This is a genomic window from Leptospira noguchii serovar Panama str. CZ214 (assembly GCF_000306255.2).
Taxonomy (GTDB): domain Bacteria; phylum Spirochaetota; class Leptospiria; order Leptospirales; family Leptospiraceae; genus Leptospira; species Leptospira noguchii.
This window is the reverse complement of the sequence record NZ_AKWY02000019.1, coordinates 65,001-82,165: the sequence shown is the minus strand read 5'-3', so window position 1 is coordinate 82,165 and position 17,165 is coordinate 65,001. Positions and strand designations below refer to the sequence as shown.

The window sequence follows — 17,165 nt, the reverse complement described above, 5'->3', positions numbered from 1 at the left end:
AGTTTATTCCAATTTTATCATGTATTTTGTTCGCTTATCAATTTGGTTTTTATATTTTGTACTTTGTATCTCTTCTCTTTTGGCGACCGAGGAAAACCGAAAAGAATGGAACAAAGCCGTCAAAGAAAAAATTCTCAAGATGAGCGAAGCCCAGGAAGAAACCGAATCGATTCCTTATCTAGAAAAGTTCGTGGAAAAAAATCCAGCGGATTTGACTGTTAAACTTTGGTATGCAAGAGCTTTATTTTATCGAAAAGACTTAGAAATCCCCGAACACTCAGAGGATATTTTTTCTAGAACGGAAAAACTAAAAAAGATCAAAACGAATTATCTTTTAGCAGCCAAGACGTTTGAAGAAGTTTTAAAATATATTTCTCAAGCAACTCCTAGAGATCCGGATTTAGGAAAATGGCATTTTCTTTGGGCCATGTCAGAATGGTACGCAGGAAGAGAAGATAGAGCAATCCAGGTTTTTAAGAAATCTTTTAAATACGATTTTCGACTTAACGAAGCGAATTACAATATCGCATGTATCTATCAAACTTTAGGTCAATTGAAGGACGCAGAGATTTATTTTAGAGCTTATCTGAAAAACGATAAAGAAATGAGAGAAGAAAACTAATGGCAAAAGTAGATAAACGATTTCAACTTCTAATGACAGAAGAAGAATTAAAACTTCTTAAAAAAGAAGCAGAAAAAAGAAATCTATCCGCGGGAGAAATGTTGCGTTTATCTTTTAGAAATGAAGTATATAGATCCGATTCTTACGAAAGATTAGAAGCTCTTAAAATTCTCTCGAACTTAAAATCAAAATGAAATACTATCTTTCTAAATCCTTATTGGAAATCATCGTTCAAGATCCTTCCGATCTAAAAGCGATCGTAGTAGAATCGATCGAAGGTTTGATCAAAGAACAACATCTGTTTTACACCGGCACGATCTCCATCCTTCCTTTGTTAGAAAAAGAAAAAGACCCGATCCAAAAGGAAATCATCTGGAGTCAGACCAAACGTCTCTGTTTGGAAATTTTGGATTTTAAAACAGAAAACCTTTCTTTGGCTCAAAAACTTTCCCAAGAGTTTGGAAACATAGAATGGGTTTGGAACGAAATATCGATCGCAATCCAAAAAGATTTGGACGGTTTTATTACAGTGGATAAAAATCTTCCGGATCAAAAAATGATCAAAGTATTACTCGCTCAGAAAATAAACTTCAACGGGATCACTTAAAGCGGAAACCTGGTCTTTTCCATTTTGAAAATGGTAAAATTTATTATAAGCGCTGATTCTAAAAAAGTAAGTTGTTCCTTTCTTTAAAAATAACTGGTTTTTTTCTAAAAGTATTTCCGAATTCAAAGAAATAATTCTATTATCAATACAGGTAGAAAGTTTATTATAATATTCTTGAATATGAATGTAATTTTTTCCTGTAGGAAGTCCAGAAATCGGATCTAGATAATCCGATGCTGGATGTTTGGGACGATTTTTTTTATTAGGCATTTCATCCGATTCGGACAAAGTTCCTCGAATAATTCCAACCATTCGATCTGGATGAATTCCGTAGTGAATGAAATATCCACCTCCATTAATAACATCTTTTTCTGGATTGGATTTCCAATTTAGACAAACACTCGGACCGTTATCGTCGAAACCATTTTCAGCAACTTTTAAACCGAGAGGACGTACGGGAGGATTTGTTTCTCTAAAGGTCAGAGATATATTTTTTAATTCCGGAGTTTTATTTCCACTAGGATCGGATTTAAATTTAACTCTCCATTGATAATATCGAAACGGAAGAAGGTCAATTTTGTCTTCCGTAATTCCCAAAAACTTTTTTAGAAAATATTTTAAAGGGACCCTATAAATATCTGGCTCAAGAGAATCTATTTTAGAATTTTCTAATTTTCTTAAGTCAATGGCAATCCAGGCGGGAGATTCTGAATTTGGAGTAAACGGAGTCGGAGACACCCTCAGATAAAGTTCCATAGCGGAAGAAGTCGGAACTACGGCCTTCAATTGAACTTCTTCTAAAAAAGAACTGGAATACTTACTTTTATAAACGGGGGAAATTCCAATTCCGAACTTGGATTCGGAAGTATGAGTTTCCGGATCAAAATTCTGGCTTGGAAAGGAAGTATTTTCGGAACTAGGATTCGGTTTTCCCGGAAAGACAGAAAAATTTTCCATCCAGCCGTAATAAGAACTCGCGATTCGAAACGAAGTTGTATCGTCGGAATGAAAACCGATTCGAGTCAAATTTTGATTGGCAGGAATAGCAGCTCTTGCCGATTCCTTTCCATTGAGATAAAGCACAACTTCCCGATCGTTAGGATTGAAATAAAGAAGAACCCGGTTCCATTGATTTTTTTTCAAAGTCGTGTTAGAAGTCAGATATAAAGAAAGAAATCGTTTTTCTTCCGTTTCAAAAAAAGAATAAAAACCTGCTTTGAGTCTATCATCCGTAATCTTTAAATCCCAACCGTAACTATTTCCAGATGTCTCATAAATTTTAGAAATCAGAGTCGCGTCTTTTTCGACCGTTCCAGGAAGAAAACTAAAAGAGATGTAAAATTCTTTTGTTAGATCTTTGGAAGTCAAAAGGCCGGAATTAGAATGTGCGATTTTGATTCCGGTTCTTTTACCCGAAAAACGCGCACTTCTTTTAGAATGAAAAACGTTTTCCGAATCTGGCAAATAAGAAGACATTAGAATTTTATAATTTCCTGATGTATCCTTCAAATCAGAAGAATTTTCAGATTCAAAATTCAGATAAAGTTCTGAGCCGAGACTTCGATTCTTAGTTTGCAATTTCAGAATTTTATTCTCCGTATTTTTTCCAGAAAGTTCCAATCCGCTTTTTTGTAGATCGTCTAACGGAAGAACTTTGGTCTCTGTAAAAAGAGGCAAAGAATAAAAAAAGAAAAATAAAATCGTAGGCGAAAAGAAAATTTTGATTTTATCCCAAAGTTTTAAAGTGTAAGAACCACTGCTAAAATCAAAATTTTTACGTAAAATATAGGAACTAACAACAAATACACGATCCACAAACATTAAAATGTTGTCCGCAATACTACGTAATCCGTGGAAACTATTACATTTTTTTAAGAATTTTGAAATCATAAGTCGTGATTTCTTTTGAAGTTTTAGAACAAACTTTTTAGAAATTGAAATCGATCTCATCCAGTTTGTTAAGAATTTAGAGTCTCGAGCTGATTCACTCTTCTTTCGTGACGTCCACCTTCAAAAGAAGTATTTATCCAAGTGCGAACTATATTGAGAGCCAACTCTTTACCGATAATCCTTCCACCCAAAACGAGAACGTTCGCGTTATTATGGCGTTTAGACATTTCTGCAGTAAATTGATCGTGGCAAAGTGCGGCGCGAATTCCACTCAGACGATTGGCAGCGATGGAGGCGCCAATTCCGGTTCCACAAAGAGCGATCAAACCTTCTACTTCTTTGGAAAGAACTTTTTTACAAGCGTCCGAGATAATAATCGGATAATCCACGGAACTTTCGTCCTTGGTTCCATAGTCTATAATTTCCAATTCTCCCACAAGTGACTTGCGAAGAAATTCCTTTAGCTCAAAACCTCCGTGATCAGAGGCGATTCCAATTTTTTTCATGATCTAAATTGGTTATGTTCCGACTGGATTTAGGTTTCAAGCAAATAATTTGAAACGCACTTGGTTTATGAACTTGAATAAAAAGTTTTCGAAGGAACTCTCACAAAATTTTTATTTCGTAATTAAACGTAGTACTCTTACACTATCTCAAAAATATCTTAGAATTCGGCATTTTAAGCAAAAATAATGTATTTTTGAAACCTTTATAAAATCTAAATCTTATTAATTTTTAACGTGAGTTCGACGTAAAAAAATCTGGGCGAATCCGACTTGTTCAGGCAGGCGTACCCGGGTTCCCAGCTCTGGTCAATAAATCGTATATAGGATACAACGATCGTCTTTAGTTTCAATAGAAGGAGATTTGCCAAGCGTTTGCTGAATTCTTTCGCATCACATTAATTCTTAGATAATAAACTTAGTAGATTTCAAAATAGTATAAGTTCGCGGAGAAAGGACAAAGATCAGACCGAGTTTTGTAGGGACTTAGGTATTTATTATCCAACCACAAGTAACATCAAAAAACTGTATAGATAAGGTTTTACGACTATCATCAATAAAAAATTTATTTTTTAGAAAATAGATTTTGCAAAGAACCTTATTTAACAAAACAAAATCTATTCAAAGAATAGAATCCCGAAACGTCTTAGGCATCGCATCCCAAAATTCAACTTGTAAGAGGAATAACGAAAGATAGATCATTGAAAAATTTTCCTCGGAAATTTTTTCCCCGTTCAGAGCAAAACCAGTAGCGTCATTCAATCTGATTAAAAGTTCCTTCTTTTGTTTGAGATGTGTCGTGAGAAGTTCCCACTCAATCGAATTGAGAGATCTCGTTTTTTCATCCGAAAGAACATAATTTTCATAATAAGAATTCAGTTCCGTATATGTAAATATATGACGGTTCCAATCCATAAAAAGTTGAGAATGATCGTCTTCCGACAGGTTCTTATTCTGGATACAAACTATCGACTGAAACCTAGATTTTCCTTCTTTATATGCAATCGTTTCCGCAATTCTTTTTTTTTCTTCCAGAGGAAGAGTAGATTTGTATAAATTTGAAAGTTCGGAAGAAGTTGTCTCGTTTGCAAAACATTCCTTAATTGAAAGTTGTGTATTAAAATTTAATCCCGAAGCCGAAAGACCTCCGGATACAATTCCAACTAACGTAATAATCTGAACCAAAATTAAGAAAAATTTTTTAAAGAAAGAAAATTTCATCAAATCTTAGATTCAAAATCCTTCATAAAGGAAACCAACTTTTGAACTCCTGAGAGAGGCATAGAATTATAAATAGAAGCCCTAAAACCTCCCACCAACCTATGACCGCCTAAACCGTGTAAGCCGTTTTTTTCCGCCTCGTCTAAAAACTTAGAATCCAAATTTTTGTCTTTGAGTAAAAATACCACATTCATTTTAGAACGTGCTCTTTTTTGAACCGGGCAAACATACAAGGAGGAAGAATCAATAAAATCGTAGATTAGTTTTGCCTTTTGTTCATTAACCTTTTCGATCGCTTCGATTCCGCCTAACTTTAAAAGCCACTCAAACACGAGTTTGGCGATATAAATGGAATACGTGGAAGGCGTGTTGTAAAGAGATCGATTCTTTACCATAACAGAATAGTCTAAAAGGACCGGAATTTTTCTTCCCGAAATTCCAAGCAGATCGTTTCGAATGATTGCAAGACTGAGTCCGGAAGGTCCTATGTTTTTTTGAGCGCCCGCAAATATAACCCCAAAATCTTTAACTTCGATTTTACGGGAAAGAAGTTCGCTCGTCATATCGGCCACCAGTGGAATTTGTTTAATCGTTGGAATTTCAGGATACTGGGTTCCGTAAATCGTATTGTTGGATGTGATATGAAGATATTTTCCTTTTCCGGATAAATTAGAGTCGGTTAGAACTGGAACATCCGTAAAATGATTGTTAGTCGAGTCATAGATGACGTTGACTTCATTAAATTTAAGACCTTCTTCCCAAGCTTTTTTAGTCCAGATCCCAGTATGAGCTACGTCAAAACCTTCTCCTTCTTTCAAAAGATTGAGCGGAAGAGCGGAGAAATGTAACGTAGCCCCTCCCGAAAAAAAAGCGACCGAATAGTCTTCTCCGAAATTTAGAAGTTTGCGTAAAAGTATTTCCGCTTCCGTAATTACTTCTTCAAAAAGTGGTTCTCTATGGCTGACCTCCATAACGGACATTCCTGAACCCTTATAATTCAAAAACTCAGCCGCTGCGATCTCCATTACTTCATTGGGCAACATCGCGGGCCCAGCGCCAAAATTGTAGATTCTTTCTTGGAACAAATACATAAGGGATAAGGTTGCAAAAGGGAGGTGAGGAATCAACTTTCTTCCGACAAACAAGACTACGAACGGGGAAAAATCCTTGTCTCAATAGAGTGCTTGAGGATAATCTATTTCCGGGTCAAACGACTCTTTACTTAGAGAGATAAAAAGGAGAATTTTAGAATGCTCAGGATCTGGATCGTATTTTTATGTTTTGGTTTTTCTTTATCCTTATTTTCTCAGGAAAATTCTAAACTCGGAGAAAAAGAAATTCGATCTTCTCAAAGAGTTCGATTTATCAATCGATCTTCTGCGCGAGCTGGAGAAGAAGTTAGAGGAACCAATGAAAAAGTTGGCTCCGGACTTGCAGAAATTCTAAAAAAGGAACCCAATAAAACCCATACACAAGGTGGAATCAGTGTAACCAGAATTGCACCTGAAGAAAAAAAATTCGGAGCGGATGTAATCGCGGTTTTAGAAGATTCCGATTTTGGTCATATCAATTCTATCCAGAGAATTCTGGCAGGTTTTGTAAAACTCAACTTTGGTTATGATGATAAAAATTCGGATATTCTTGCCGCTTACATTTTGTATTACAACGCCATTCATAGAAAAGATAAGGCTTATATCTCCAAGAAATATTCCAATTCCGTAATAAAGTTCGTAACTCCCAATTCAATCGGAATTTCGAAACGTTATTCGGAATGGCCCGGAAAAACTCAGATTTTGATTCCCCTTGTAGAAGACATCTTGGGTAAGGACGTTCATACGGACGAATTGGAAGACGAAGTAAATAAAGAATTAGATAAGAAAAAAGACGGACAATCAGAAAAGGATAAATTCGGAGATCTTCAAAACGAAAAGAATAAAAAAGAATTAGAAGAGCTGAAACGTAGAAAAGAAGAAAATCAAAATAAGCAGAAAGAAATTTCCGATAAGGAAACTAAAACAGATAAAGAACTTCAAGAACTCAATAAAGATCCAGTAAAAAATAAAACTCAAATCGTAGAAAAGAAAAAAGAAAAAGAACAGATTCAAAAAGAAAAAGAAGCCGCTAAAAAAGAAGAACAAAAGTTAAAGGAAAAAGAAAAGGAAGTCGTAAAGAAAGACGAAGAAAGAAAAAACAATAATAGTTCTTCTAAATCCGATTCTAAAAGTGATTCGAGCAGCAGTAAATCGGGAAATGATAACAAATCTTCTTCCGATGACAAAAAATCAGAAGCAGAATTAAAGAAAGAACTCGCAGATACTAAAAAAGAATTAGAAACAAAAAAAGAAGAAGAAAAGAAAAAAGAAGAATTCGATAAAAACGTCGTCGGAGGAAAAATTCTTTTCTTAAAAACTCTAAAGTATTTAGACAAAGGACATTATAACAACGAATTACAGGTGTTAGATCCTACCAAAGACGACACGATTATCAGAGGAGATTTTAACAAAATCTGTGGTAGAACGTTTGAGATCGTAGATGGAAAGGCTCTCGTAATTGGTTTCGAAGACGGTCACTCTTCTAATCATAAACTGATTTTAATCGACCAAGAAACTTTAAAGCCGGTCTTATTTGCGGAAGACAATATATTTTGGAGATCTCCTATGATCATCAAAGGAGACGAGATCTACGCGTTCGAAGAAGTGGAAGAGAAATATTATCTTTCTCGTTTTGGCAAAGATCTTAAAAAACAAGCAAAGTCTTCCGAAGAAATTAGTCCAAATTCGAACGTAACTTTCTACGGAGAAAAGATTTATGTTACCGGCAAAGAAGAAAGTTCGGGTAATATTCAGATTACGGTTTTTAACAAAGCCGATTTGAAACTGATTAAAAAAATTAAACCTTAGTAAAAACTCGCCCTCAAAAACTCTAAAAGAAAACACAATAGTTCTTTTAGGGTTGGGCAGAATCTGACGCAGAGGTATATAATAAAGTACTAATGTTTTTCCTGAAACAATAAGAGTATTTACAATAGAGTTGTTGAAAAATGAATTCTCCATCAGTTTATCTTTGATGGGAGCGAGCGGTCAATTGAAGCAATTTTGTTAAACTGAACTATAGAATTTTTCAACAACTCTAATAAAAATTTAAGACACTCCATTTTATAGAGATTACAAACTATCTCAAAAATACTTTATCTTTGCTTAAATACCGAATTTTAAGATATCTTTGAGATTGACTTATAGTAACACAAAAAGTTTTAAAACTATTTTATTATAAATCGCCTAACTATGAATAAACTATTCCTATTCATAGCTACTTAAACCTTATTTGTATCTTGTATATGATTGTTTACGAATATTAAATATATAAAAAATAATTTTTTATTTCATAACAGAGGTTTTATATTGAAATTTAATACTAAGATCTTAGTCTTCGGGTTTCATAGAAAACCTTGTTGAGTTATTGTACCTACAAATGAGCGCCTTGAATTGTTATAACAAAGCGCGATTTAAATGTAAAATACCAAATAATTGGCTCTGAGTAGTTCTTTCACTCTCACCAATTTTAAGAAAGAGAAAAGAAAGTTTTCTTTGTTCAATACGGATGTTTTTTATCACAATCCGCTTCACAAGACGCCTTAGAACCTATACAAAACAGAGGGTTATAAAAAAGACTCAATAAGGAACTTGAAGAATTAGAATTTGTTGTGGCATTGCCATTTGTATTACCACCGTTTGTTGTACCGTTATTTCCTTTTGAGTTACTATTTTCAAACAACGAAGAAATCAATAAAGAAGCAGCAATACAATCCGCATCTGCAGATTTACAATAATTATCCTCGTAACATTTTTGACGAGGGGAAAGTTCGGAACACTGAGATGCGAATAACGTTGCAACTAAAACCAATACAAATATATGAAATTTTTTCATAAAAATACAATAATTTAAGCAGAGATTTTAATACAATAAAATTATCACAATATTAGAATTCGAAATATAAAATTTAAATTCTTAGAAGATTGTATAGAAACGCCTTTTGAATTTGTTTTACAGAACTTTTTAGGTTTAATGTCTTAAATCCAAGTCCATTAGGACATAATCATGTGACCGTAAAATATAGAATCATCCCGTTTAGAAAAACTTCTTAATAAAAGAGAGCTACATTTATTCTTTAAATATAAGAACGGGGCTTTAAAAGCGAGGTGCTTTAGTTTCACAAAAATGTAAGAAACTATTACGAAAATTTAACGAGATTAGAACTGCTCGAAAGTTCGCAAATAGCCAAATGCGACTTAATTACATTTCATTAAAAATTTCTAAAGAATGATCGCGTAAAATTCTTTGAGGTTATAGACAAGCTCTTAACGCGAACTCCGGTGATTGGGAACAGCTGAGTTTTTCAAAGTTTCACTGCGAAATCTTAATTTGTGGTAGCTCCCATAGATTAAGTCTCATTACAAATTTTTAAACATTTCGTATGAGTTCCCACATGTTATCTTTGCAGAAAAATTAGATTCTATAAAACCCAATATCTTACATCGAACTCACGTTTTTTATAAAAGAACTTACATAAACAATTTAGGTTTTAATTTATCTATAAAAAATAAATCCAGAGAAAAAAGACTGATTAACTCGACTCATAGAAATTAGAGTTGTTGAAAAATGAATTCTCCATCTATTTCTATTTTATGAAAAAAACTGATTAACCCGACTCATAAAAATTAGAGTTGTTGATCGCCACTATGGAATTTTTCAACAATCCATTCCGCTAAAATTATCCAAAGCTGATTTATAAAAAATGTACCGATTGAACTTATAGATTGTTTGATAAGTTTTATTTGTGATACAAATAACATCAGTTATTTATTTATAACTAATGTGGATTCAACTAAAGTAAACTACAAATAAATTTTTATTTAGATGGTAATCACTAAACAAGATCTTTTTATAAAGACTTGATCTTACTATGAAAACCATACTATAAATTTGTTTCAAAATTTAGAATTTAGGACCTCTCAAAAAGACTATTGCAATTTGTAAAATTTTCTATACATTCGTTTATATGAACGATAAATCAAATTTAACACTAAAAAAGTTTTTTAAAAATAGCACAGACTGAACCTCCTGTGGGAACTCACACAGATCGCGTTCTTTACTAAAAAACTTGTCTTAAAAGTCGTCCAATGATGCGGAGTTAAACTCATCTAATAGTTCTTTCGAGGTTTGAAAATTATACTCCAAGTCGGAAATTTTCTTTAAAAATCAATTTGTCCCTGTATGGAACTGATAAAAATTGGTACATGGAAAACCTTATGTCCCAAGATAAAAAAACACCTCTCTACGAAACTCATCGCAATTTGGGCGCCAAAATGATTCCGTTCGGTGGTTGGGACATGCCAGTCCAATATTCTGGAATCATTGCAGAACATAATGCAACCAGAGAGGCTGCCGGACTTTTTGACGTTTCTCACATGGGTGAAATTTTTATTACTGGAGATCCTAAATCGATCCTTTCTTTTTTAGAATCGATCACTTGCAATTCGGTCACTTCTCTTTCCGATTTTCAAGTTCAGTACAACGCAATCTTAAACCAAAACGGCGGACTTGTTGACGACGTAACAATCTATAAATTCTCTTCCGAAAAATATATGATCTGTTCTAATGCCTCTAACTATGAAGCAGTTACAGAACACCTACTCAAACACCTTCCAATATCGGGAGTGAAAGTAGATAACCAAAGTTTACAATGGCACCAAATTGCTTTACAAGGTCCCAAAGCGAACGAAATTTTTTCTAAACTTTTGAGAAGGGATTTGGATTCGATTCTATATTATCGTTTTATGTTATCTCCTTATCAAGGAGAAGAAATCATCATTTCTAGAACTGGTTATACTGGAGAAGATGGTTTTGAAATTTATTCTTCCGTTCCTGTCGGTTTAAAACTTTGGAATGAACTTTTGGAATTCGGAAAACCTTTTGGACTACTTCCTTGTGGACTTGGCGCGAGAGATACCCTGCGAATCGAAGCGAAATATCCTCTTTACGGTCACGAACTAAACGATCAATGGACTCCGATTGAATCCGGAATCGGTTGGATCGTTAAGGAAAAAGAAAACCCTTATTTTTCTTCTGAAAAAATTCTTTCTCAAAAGAAAAACGGAGTTCCTTCTAAAATCGTTTCATTTGCATTAACGGAAGCAGGTGTTCCAAGAGAAAATTTTCGAGTTTTAGATTCTCAAGGAAACGAAATTGGTAAAACTACTTCGGGAACTTTTTCTCCTTCGTTAAAAAAAGGAATTGGTTTGGCCTTAATCCGGTCTGAAAAAATCAAAGACGGAGAACCAATTCAGATCGAAATCCGGGAACAACTAAAACAAGCCATCGTAACGATGAAACCTTTTATTCCAGGTAGCATTAGAAAAAACTAAATTAGGAAAAACAAATTATGGCAGAAACACAGGCCCCCACAGGTTATTTTTTCTCCGAAAAACACGAATGGGTGAAAATAGAAGGAGACACGGCTCTTATCGGCATTTCGGATTTTGCTCAATCCGCGTTAGGTGATATTGTATTCGTGGATCTTCCAAAAACCGGAAAGAACATAAAACAATTTGAAACTTTTGGTACGATCGAATCGGTAAAAGCAGCAGAAGACTTATACGCTCCTATTGGCGGTGAAGTGATCGAATCCAATCCGACTCTTTCTAAAAATCCCGGAGAGATTAACTCTAAACCGTTCGATTCTTGGATGATTAAGGTGAAAGGTTTTTCCACTTCCGAACTGGACAAACTTTTAACTCCAGAAAAATATAAGGCCTTTGTAGCCGGATTAGAATAACAAGAAAGTCTAATATAAAGAATTTAGAAGTAGGCAATATGAACTCAACTCTACAAAACCAGACCAAAACCAATCTTGAAAAAGTAGGAGCAGATCCTTTGGATACTTTCCCAAGAAGACATATCGGACCAGATTTACAACAGACCGCCGAAATGTTAAAAGAGTTAGGACTTTCTTTCGTAGAAGAGTTGATAAATAAATCTGTTCCTGCTGGTATTCGACTGAAAAAATCTTTGGATCTTCCAAAGGCGTCCACCGAACATAAAATTCTTCAAGACTTAAAAGGAATTGCTTCTCAAAACCAGGTTTTTCGTTCTTACATCGGCGCGGGTTATCATTCCTGTATTATTCCGGGTGTAATTCAAAGAAACATTTTAGAAAATCCGGGTTGGTATACAGCCTACACTCCTTATCAAGCGGAAATTTCTCAAGGCCGTCTAGAAGCTTTATTAAACTTTCAAACTATGATCATTGATCTGACCGGTCTTGAAATTTCTAACGCTTCTCTTTTGGACGAAGGAACCGCAGCTGCAGAAGCAATGTTTCTTGCCTACTCTGTTCGTAAAAATGAAACCGCTAAAAAATTCTTCGTGTCGGAACTTTGTCATCCACAAACCATAGACGTTGTCGTTACAAGAGCTAATCCTTTGGGAATCGAAGTTCAAATTGGAAACCATGAATCTATCGAACTCAACGAGGATTTTTTCGGAGTTCTACTTCAATACCCCGCGACGAACGGAAAAGTAATTGATTATACTTCTTTTATTCAAAGATCACATAACGTAGGCGCGCTTTCTACAATCGCTGCCGATCTTTTAGCCCTTACACTTCTTAAATCTCCGGGAGAAATGGGAGCAGATATCGCGGTTGGCTCTTCTCAAAGATTCGGACTTCCTCTTGGATTTGGCGGACCACACGCAGGTTATTTTGCCACCAAAGATGAATTCAAACGCAGTATGCCAGGAAGACTGATCGGAGTTTCTAAAGATTCTCAAGGAAATCCAGGACTTAGACTTTCTTTACAAACCAGAGAACAACATATTCGAAGAGATAAAGCGACTAGTAATATTTGTACGGCTCAGGTTTTACTTGCTGTCATTTCTTCTATGTATGCGATCTATCACGGACCAGAAGGTTTGAAAGATATCGCAACGCGCGTCTATAAATTCACCGCAATCCTTGCAGACGCGTTGAAGTCGGCGGGTTTTACAATTACAAACGATTCTTTCTTTGACACAATTACGATCCAAACCGGAACCAAAACTCAGGAAATTTTAAACAGAGCCCGTTCTAAAAAAATCAATTTTAGAGAATATAAAAGCGGAAGGATCGGAGTTACATTAGACGAAACAGTTAACTCCGAAGATCTAAAAGATTTATTAGAAATTTTTGAAGTGAAGAATACAGACATAGAAAAACTTTTCGCAGACGCTCAAAATATTCCAGAATCTTTAAATAGAAAAACTTCTTATCTTACACATCCCGTATTTCAATCGCATCATACCGAAACGAAAATGCTTCGTTATATTCGTAAATTAGAATCTAGAGATCTTTCACTTACTACTTCTATGATTCCTCTCGGTTCTTGTACAATGAAACTTAATGCGACCACAGAAATGTATCCTGTCACTTGGCCGGAATTTGGTGCAATTCACCCATTTGCTCCTGCAGACCAAACGAAAGGTTATAAAATCATTTTTGAACAACTAGAAAAATGGCTTTGTGAAATTACCGGATTTGCAGGAGTTTCCTTACAACCAAATGCTGGTTCTCAAGGTGAATACGCCGGTCTTTTAGCAATCCGTAAATTCCATGAAAGCAGAAACGAATCTTATAGAAATGTTTGTCTAATTCCTATTTCTGCCCACGGAACCAATCCCGCAAGCGCCGCGATGGCTGGCTTCCAAGTTGTAGTTGTTTCTTGTGATCTAAATGGAAACATAGATTTAGAAGATTTAAAAGCAAAAGCAGAAGAACATAAAAAAGATCTCGCTGCTTTGATGATTACGTATCCTTCTACCCACGGAGTGTTTGAAGAGTCCGTTAAAGAAATTTGTCAGATTGTTCATTCTTGTGGTGGTCAGGTTTATATGGACGGAGCAAATATGAACGCACAAGTCGGTTTAACAAGTCCTGGTGAAATCGGTGCAGACGTTTGTCATCTCAATCTACATAAGACTTTTTGCATACCTCACGGAGGCGGGGGTCCAGGTGTCGGTCCAATCGGAGTCGCTAAACATCTAGTTCCATTTTTACCGGGACACGTTTTGGTAGATAACAAAACAGGGAACGAACATGGAGCCGTATCCGCAGCTCCTTGGGGAAGTGCGAGTATCATTTTGATTTCTTGGGTTTATATCGCCCTCATGGGATCAGAAGGTCTTACGAACGCAACCCGCAATTCTATCTTAAACGCGAACTATATCGCTAAACGTTTGGAAAAAGTGTATCCTGTTCTTTATAAAGGAAAGAATGGTTTTGTAGCTCACGAATGTATCTTAGATCTAAGACCGTTTAAAAAGTCCGCGGGGATCGAAGTGGAAGACGTTGCCAAAAGATTAATCGACTACGGTTTTCACGCACCTACGATGTCCTTTCCTGTCCCTGGAACTTTGATGATAGAACCTACCGAATCCGAATCCTTAGAGGAGTTGGATCGTTTTTGCGAGGCAATGCTTCTGATTTTTCAAGAAATTTTAGACGTCCAAAACGGAACATTAGATAAAACTGATAATCCTTTAAAAAACTCTCCTCATACTGCAGCTATGGTAACTTCGGATCGCTGGGACCATTTGTATTCAAGAGAACGTGCAGCTTATCCCGCGTCTTGGCTAAAAGATCATAAATTTTGGCCTTACGTTGGAAGAGTGGATAACGTATACGGAGATCGAAATTTAGTTTGTTCTTGTCTTCCGATTGAAAGTTATCAGTGATTCTTGATCCGGATCCAACATGGCTTTTAAAGACCAAATAATTTACTTTTCCGGATCAGCTTATGATTCAAAAAATCGCGAATCTTTTCCTGACGTTCCAACGGATTTGATTGTATATTTAAAAACTTGCAAAAATAATAATATTATTTGGAGCCTAGGCGATACCCCTAACGCTCCAGATACTGTTTTGTTAAGAAAAATTGAACAATTAAAGTGGATCAACCTTTTCGTTTCCCCTTTCAGTGACGAAATGGACATTGCAGAAATCATTCATAAAATAGATCCAAACAAAGAAAAAGAAGGATATTATGAATTGCTTGCATTAGATATCCTTTTGGCATCAACAAGCTATGAGCCCGATGGAATATTGGTTTGGTTACCCGACTTGAATACTTATGGTTCTTGGGACATGAGCCATTATGAATTGACGGTTTTTCCAGGACATACCTGGAACGATATAATTGCCTCTCCTAAACAATTTTTAGAGTCACAATTGGTTAAGCGAGCGCGAACGTCCCAAAGAAATCAATACAGGAAACGTATTTCTTTATTTCGATCTTTGGGAAAAATGTATGTTTAAGAATTCGGATTAAAATGATTTATTACATTGAAAATTTGCTAAGTGATGAAACTCGAATCATAAGAAACAAGATTTACCGACCATACTCAAGTTGTTTCCTCATTGCCGTCTTTTCTTCTATAACGCTAATTTTTTGGCAGTTTCAAGTATTTTTTGTTTCTGTAATCTTATTGTTACTCTTCCTGATTTCATGGGTTATACTTTTCGTAAAAACAGAGCTGGAAATAAAAGAAGGTAAGCAACTCGTAATCAAAGGAACGATTCAAAAATAATTTATTCTAAAGTTTTTGGCGCGGTTCGTAGCCATTACGAACGGCTTTTTGAAATCGAGAATCTCTATCTTATTTAGAATAGAAGTCCATTTTTACATTTCCAAATATAAAATCACAGAGTTTATGCCAATCTAGAAACAATCGATGGCGTATACCGCGCACATGAATTTCAGGATCTACATTTGAGGCGTTCCATTGTCCTGCCTTTGTTGTAACTCCGTCACTCATCAGTAAAAATAAAATTAAAGAAGGTATAACGCAGATTATTATCCTAAAACGGATCTTTAAATAAACAAGTGTAGAAACATAAAATATTAAGAATGAATAATAAACAAAAAAGAAAAGAAATAAATTTCTATGATCATTCGGAGTAATTCTTGTATCATCAAAAATCCAAATCGGTCCCAACAACAAAAAGAAAAATATATACCCTTTCATTTCTTTTACTACTGATTGTAGAGTTTTTATAAAACTTACTTTTGAAATTTCGGGGATAGAAATTATCGCGTATATAGGAGCCGCAAAGGAAAAAAACAGATAGTTTGCCATCCAACCGGCAAACAAACAAGACCCTCCCCAATCCGTTCCTCCCTGTAATATGATAGGAATTGAGGCTGTGGCAATTTGCCAAGGTTCGTATCTACCACCAGTGCTAAAAGCGATTACGATTCCCCAAGGAAAAATAAAAATTGGATGTAAGACTATAGATAGAAATTTCATATTTTAAAAAACGTAACTGTAAAGATAAAATTTTTATTCCGAAACGAAAACTCTAATATTTGTTTCATCTAAAATAATTTTTCTTTTCAGTAGAAAGATTTTACTTCTACGTTGTTATATATTTTATGAAGTCGTTGATTAAAATTCATCTAATACTCATCTTTTTTTTACTGATCTTACAATGCAAAAATTCAGACAAAGAAGACTCTCTACTTTTAGCGGGAGTTGGTTTAATCATTGCACAAGAACTTGAAGCTCAAAGTTTAATGTCCGGTCCTGTATCGATCGATCAAGAAACGGAACTTACAAACTATCAATTTAAACTTTATAATCCGACTCAAAAACTGACTTTAGAAGCTTACTTTTCAAAACCCGCTGGCATGGGCCCGTTTCCTTTGATCTTGATGATGCACGGATGTGCTGGGGCCCATTCCAACAGCGATACTACCAAACCGCCCTCTTCTCTTTATATAGAATGGGCCGGTCGAGGTAAAAGTTTAGGATATGCTACTCTTTTGATCGATAGTTTTACACCTAGAAACGCTCCTCAAAATCAATGTAACAACGGAGCCGGTGTTGGAACGTCCGAAGTTACTGACAGACCAACAGACGCTTATGCCGCGCTCTCTTACGTCAAAAGATCCAAGGTTGTTAATAAAGATCGAATCGTTTTATTAGGCTGGTCTCATGGAGGGAGTAGCGTATTGGCAACAGTGGATACAAATTCTACTTTGCAATTTCGTTCTGAGAATCAAAGACCATTGAAAGCGGTAATTTCTTTTTATCCTGGTTGTGGGCTGAACAATGCCTTTGGCGGAATTTCGAATAGTCAGTATTTGCCTTATACTCATATTAAAATTTTAGCGGCTGGAGCGGACCCACTTTATACTGGAGGTTATTGTAATACAAGAGTTTCAAGAGCACAAACGTTAGGCGCTGGTTTTGCGACTAACAACTCCATTGCGATGACCGTATATCCAAA

General features: G+C 35.4%; 14 protein-coding genes and 1 pseudogene (1 of these 15 only partly in view). 9 read left to right on the top strand and 6 right to left on the bottom strand.

Annotated elements, in window-relative coordinates; translation table 11 throughout:
• Window positions 1-19 precede the first annotated feature (19 nt).
• From LEP1GSC059_RS07925 to LEP1GSC059_RS07915, 3 genes are read left to right on the top strand one after another with little or no spacing between them, the layout of a single operon-like run.
• Window positions 20-622: a hypothetical protein gene (locus LEP1GSC059_RS07925; protein WP_002179863.1), complete on the top strand. Its 603-nt coding sequence runs from the start codon at window positions 20-22 to the stop codon at window positions 620-622.
• A complete protein-coding gene (locus LEP1GSC059_RS07920; RefSeq protein WP_002179937.1) occupies window positions 622-816 on the top strand; it encodes a hypothetical protein in 195 nt (64 codons plus the stop codon). Before LEP1GSC059_RS07925 ends, LEP1GSC059_RS07920 begins: the two co-directional genes overlap by 1 nt.
• A complete protein-coding gene (locus LEP1GSC059_RS07915; RefSeq protein WP_002179686.1) occupies window positions 813-1,229 on the top strand; it encodes a hypothetical protein in 417 nt (138 codons plus the stop codon). Before LEP1GSC059_RS07920 ends, LEP1GSC059_RS07915 begins: the two co-directional genes overlap by 4 nt.
• Here the strand turns inward: LEP1GSC059_RS07915 and LEP1GSC059_RS07910 are convergent.
• The 4 genes from LEP1GSC059_RS07910 to serC form a co-directional block, all read right to left on the bottom strand.
• Window positions 1,191-3,119 carry a LamG-like jellyroll fold domain-containing protein gene (locus LEP1GSC059_RS07910; RefSeq protein ID WP_051196101.1) on the bottom strand — a complete coding sequence of 643 codons (1,929 nt, stop codon included), beginning with the start codon at window positions 3,117-3,119 and terminating at the stop codon, window positions 1,191-1,193. The genes LEP1GSC059_RS07915 and LEP1GSC059_RS07910 overlap by 39 nt on opposite strands.
• Window positions 3,120-3,187: 68 nt before the next feature.
• Window positions 3,188-3,625: a ribose 5-phosphate isomerase B gene (rpiB, locus tag LEP1GSC059_RS07905; protein ID WP_002179996.1), complete on the bottom strand. Its 438-nt coding sequence runs from the start codon at window positions 3,623-3,625 to the stop codon at window positions 3,188-3,190.
• 618 nt (window positions 3,626-4,243) lie between these two features.
• Window positions 4,244-4,843, bottom strand: a complete 600-nt coding sequence (locus LEP1GSC059_RS07900; RefSeq protein ID WP_002179857.1) for a hypothetical protein — start codon at window positions 4,841-4,843, stop codon at window positions 4,244-4,246.
• Window positions 4,843-5,934 carry a 3-phosphoserine/phosphohydroxythreonine transaminase gene (serC, locus tag LEP1GSC059_RS07895; RefSeq protein ID WP_201028165.1) on the bottom strand — a complete coding sequence of 364 codons (1,092 nt, stop codon included), beginning with the start codon at window positions 5,932-5,934 and terminating at the stop codon, window positions 4,843-4,845. Before serC ends, LEP1GSC059_RS07900 begins: the two co-directional genes overlap by 1 nt.
• Window positions 5,935-6,093: 159 nt before the next feature.
• On the opposite strand from serC, the gene LEP1GSC059_RS07890 reads away from it, so the two are divergent.
• On the top strand, window positions 6,094-7,743 hold the full coding sequence (locus LEP1GSC059_RS07890; protein ID WP_017213858.1) for a P83/100 family protein: 1,650 nt from the start codon (window positions 6,094-6,096) through the stop codon (window positions 7,741-7,743).
• 691 nt (window positions 7,744-8,434) lie between these two features.
• Here LEP1GSC059_RS07890 and LEP1GSC059_RS07885 read toward each other — a convergent pair.
• On the bottom strand, window positions 8,435-8,770 hold the full coding sequence (locus LEP1GSC059_RS07885; protein ID WP_002180090.1) for an LA_0364 family Cys-rich lipoprotein: 336 nt from the start codon (window positions 8,768-8,770) through the stop codon (window positions 8,435-8,437).
• A gap of 1,382 nt (window positions 8,771-10,152) precedes the next feature.
• On the opposite strand from LEP1GSC059_RS07885, the gene gcvT reads away from it, so the two are divergent.
• The 4 genes and pseudogenes from gcvT (at window position 10,153) to LEP1GSC059_RS24645 (ending at window position 15,204) form a co-directional block, all read left to right on the top strand.
• The gene (gene gcvT / locus LEP1GSC059_RS07880; protein WP_002179760.1) at window positions 10,153-11,268 is read left to right on the top strand and encodes a glycine cleavage system aminomethyltransferase GcvT; all 1,116 of its coding nucleotides are present in this window, start codon (window positions 10,153-10,155) and stop codon (window positions 11,266-11,268) included.
• 17 nt (window positions 11,269-11,285) lie between these two features.
• A complete protein-coding gene (gcvH, locus tag LEP1GSC059_RS07875; RefSeq protein WP_002179783.1) occupies window positions 11,286-11,678 on the top strand; it encodes a glycine cleavage system protein GcvH in 393 nt (130 codons plus the stop codon).
• Between the two features lie 38 nt (window positions 11,679-11,716).
• On the top strand, window positions 11,717-14,611 hold the full coding sequence (gene gcvP / locus LEP1GSC059_RS07870; RefSeq protein WP_017213857.1) for an aminomethyl-transferring glycine dehydrogenase: 2,895 nt from the start codon (window positions 11,717-11,719) through the stop codon (window positions 14,609-14,611).
• Window positions 14,612-15,020: 409 nt separating this feature from the next.
• Window positions 15,021-15,204, top strand: a pseudogene (locus LEP1GSC059_RS24645) (hypothetical protein).
• 328 nt (window positions 15,205-15,532) lie between these two features.
• Here the strand turns inward: LEP1GSC059_RS24645 and LEP1GSC059_RS07855 are convergent.
• Complete coding sequence (locus tag LEP1GSC059_RS07855) at window positions 15,533-16,183, bottom strand: hypothetical protein (protein ID WP_020980623.1); 651 nt, start codon at window positions 16,181-16,183, stop codon at window positions 15,533-15,535.
• A gap of 125 nt (window positions 16,184-16,308) precedes the next feature.
• On the opposite strand from LEP1GSC059_RS07855, the gene LEP1GSC059_RS07850 reads away from it, so the two are divergent.
• A protein-coding gene (locus LEP1GSC059_RS07850; protein ID WP_017213853.1) for a dienelactone hydrolase family protein crosses the window boundary here: on the top strand, window positions 16,309-17,165 show its 5' portion. 121 nt of this gene lie beyond the right edge of the window; only the first 857 of its 978 coding nucleotides appear in the window; its start codon is at window positions 16,309-16,311; its stop codon lies beyond the right edge, outside the window.

Coding starts and splice junctions, on each gene's coding strand:
- LEP1GSC059_RS07910 (WP_051196101.1), bottom strand. CDS start 3,119: ATGATTTCAAAATTCTTAAAAAAATGTAATAGTTTCCACGGATTACGT.
- LEP1GSC059_RS07855 (WP_020980623.1), bottom strand. CDS start 16,183: ATGAAATTTCTATCTATAGTCTTACATCCAATTTTTATTTTTCCTTGG.
- LEP1GSC059_RS07925 (WP_002179863.1), top strand. CDS start 20: ATGTATTTTGTTCGCTTATCAATTTGGTTTTTATATTTTGTACTTTGT.
- serC (WP_201028165.1), bottom strand. CDS start 5,934: ATGTATTTGTTCCAAGAAAGAATCTACAATTTTGGCGCTGGGCCCGCG.
- gcvT (WP_002179760.1), top strand. CDS start 10,153: ATGTCCCAAGATAAAAAAACACCTCTCTACGAAACTCATCGCAATTTG.
- rpiB (WP_002179996.1), bottom strand. CDS start 3,625: ATGAAAAAAATTGGAATCGCCTCTGATCACGGAGGTTTTGAGCTAAAG.
- LEP1GSC059_RS07900 (WP_002179857.1), bottom strand. CDS start 4,843: ATGAAATTTTCTTTCTTTAAAAAATTTTTCTTAATTTTGGTTCAGATT.
- gcvP (WP_017213857.1), top strand. CDS start 11,717: ATGAACTCAACTCTACAAAACCAGACCAAAACCAATCTTGAAAAAGTA.
- LEP1GSC059_RS07920 (WP_002179937.1), top strand. CDS start 622: ATGGCAAAAGTAGATAAACGATTTCAACTTCTAATGACAGAAGAAGAA.
- gcvH (WP_002179783.1), top strand. CDS start 11,286: ATGGCAGAAACACAGGCCCCCACAGGTTATTTTTTCTCCGAAAAACAC.
- LEP1GSC059_RS07890 (WP_017213858.1), top strand. CDS start 6,094: ATGCTCAGGATCTGGATCGTATTTTTATGTTTTGGTTTTTCTTTATCC.
- LEP1GSC059_RS07915 (WP_002179686.1), top strand. CDS start 813: ATGAAATACTATCTTTCTAAATCCTTATTGGAAATCATCGTTCAAGAT.
- LEP1GSC059_RS07885 (WP_002180090.1), bottom strand. CDS start 8,770: ATGAAAAAATTTCATATATTTGTATTGGTTTTAGTTGCAACGTTATTC.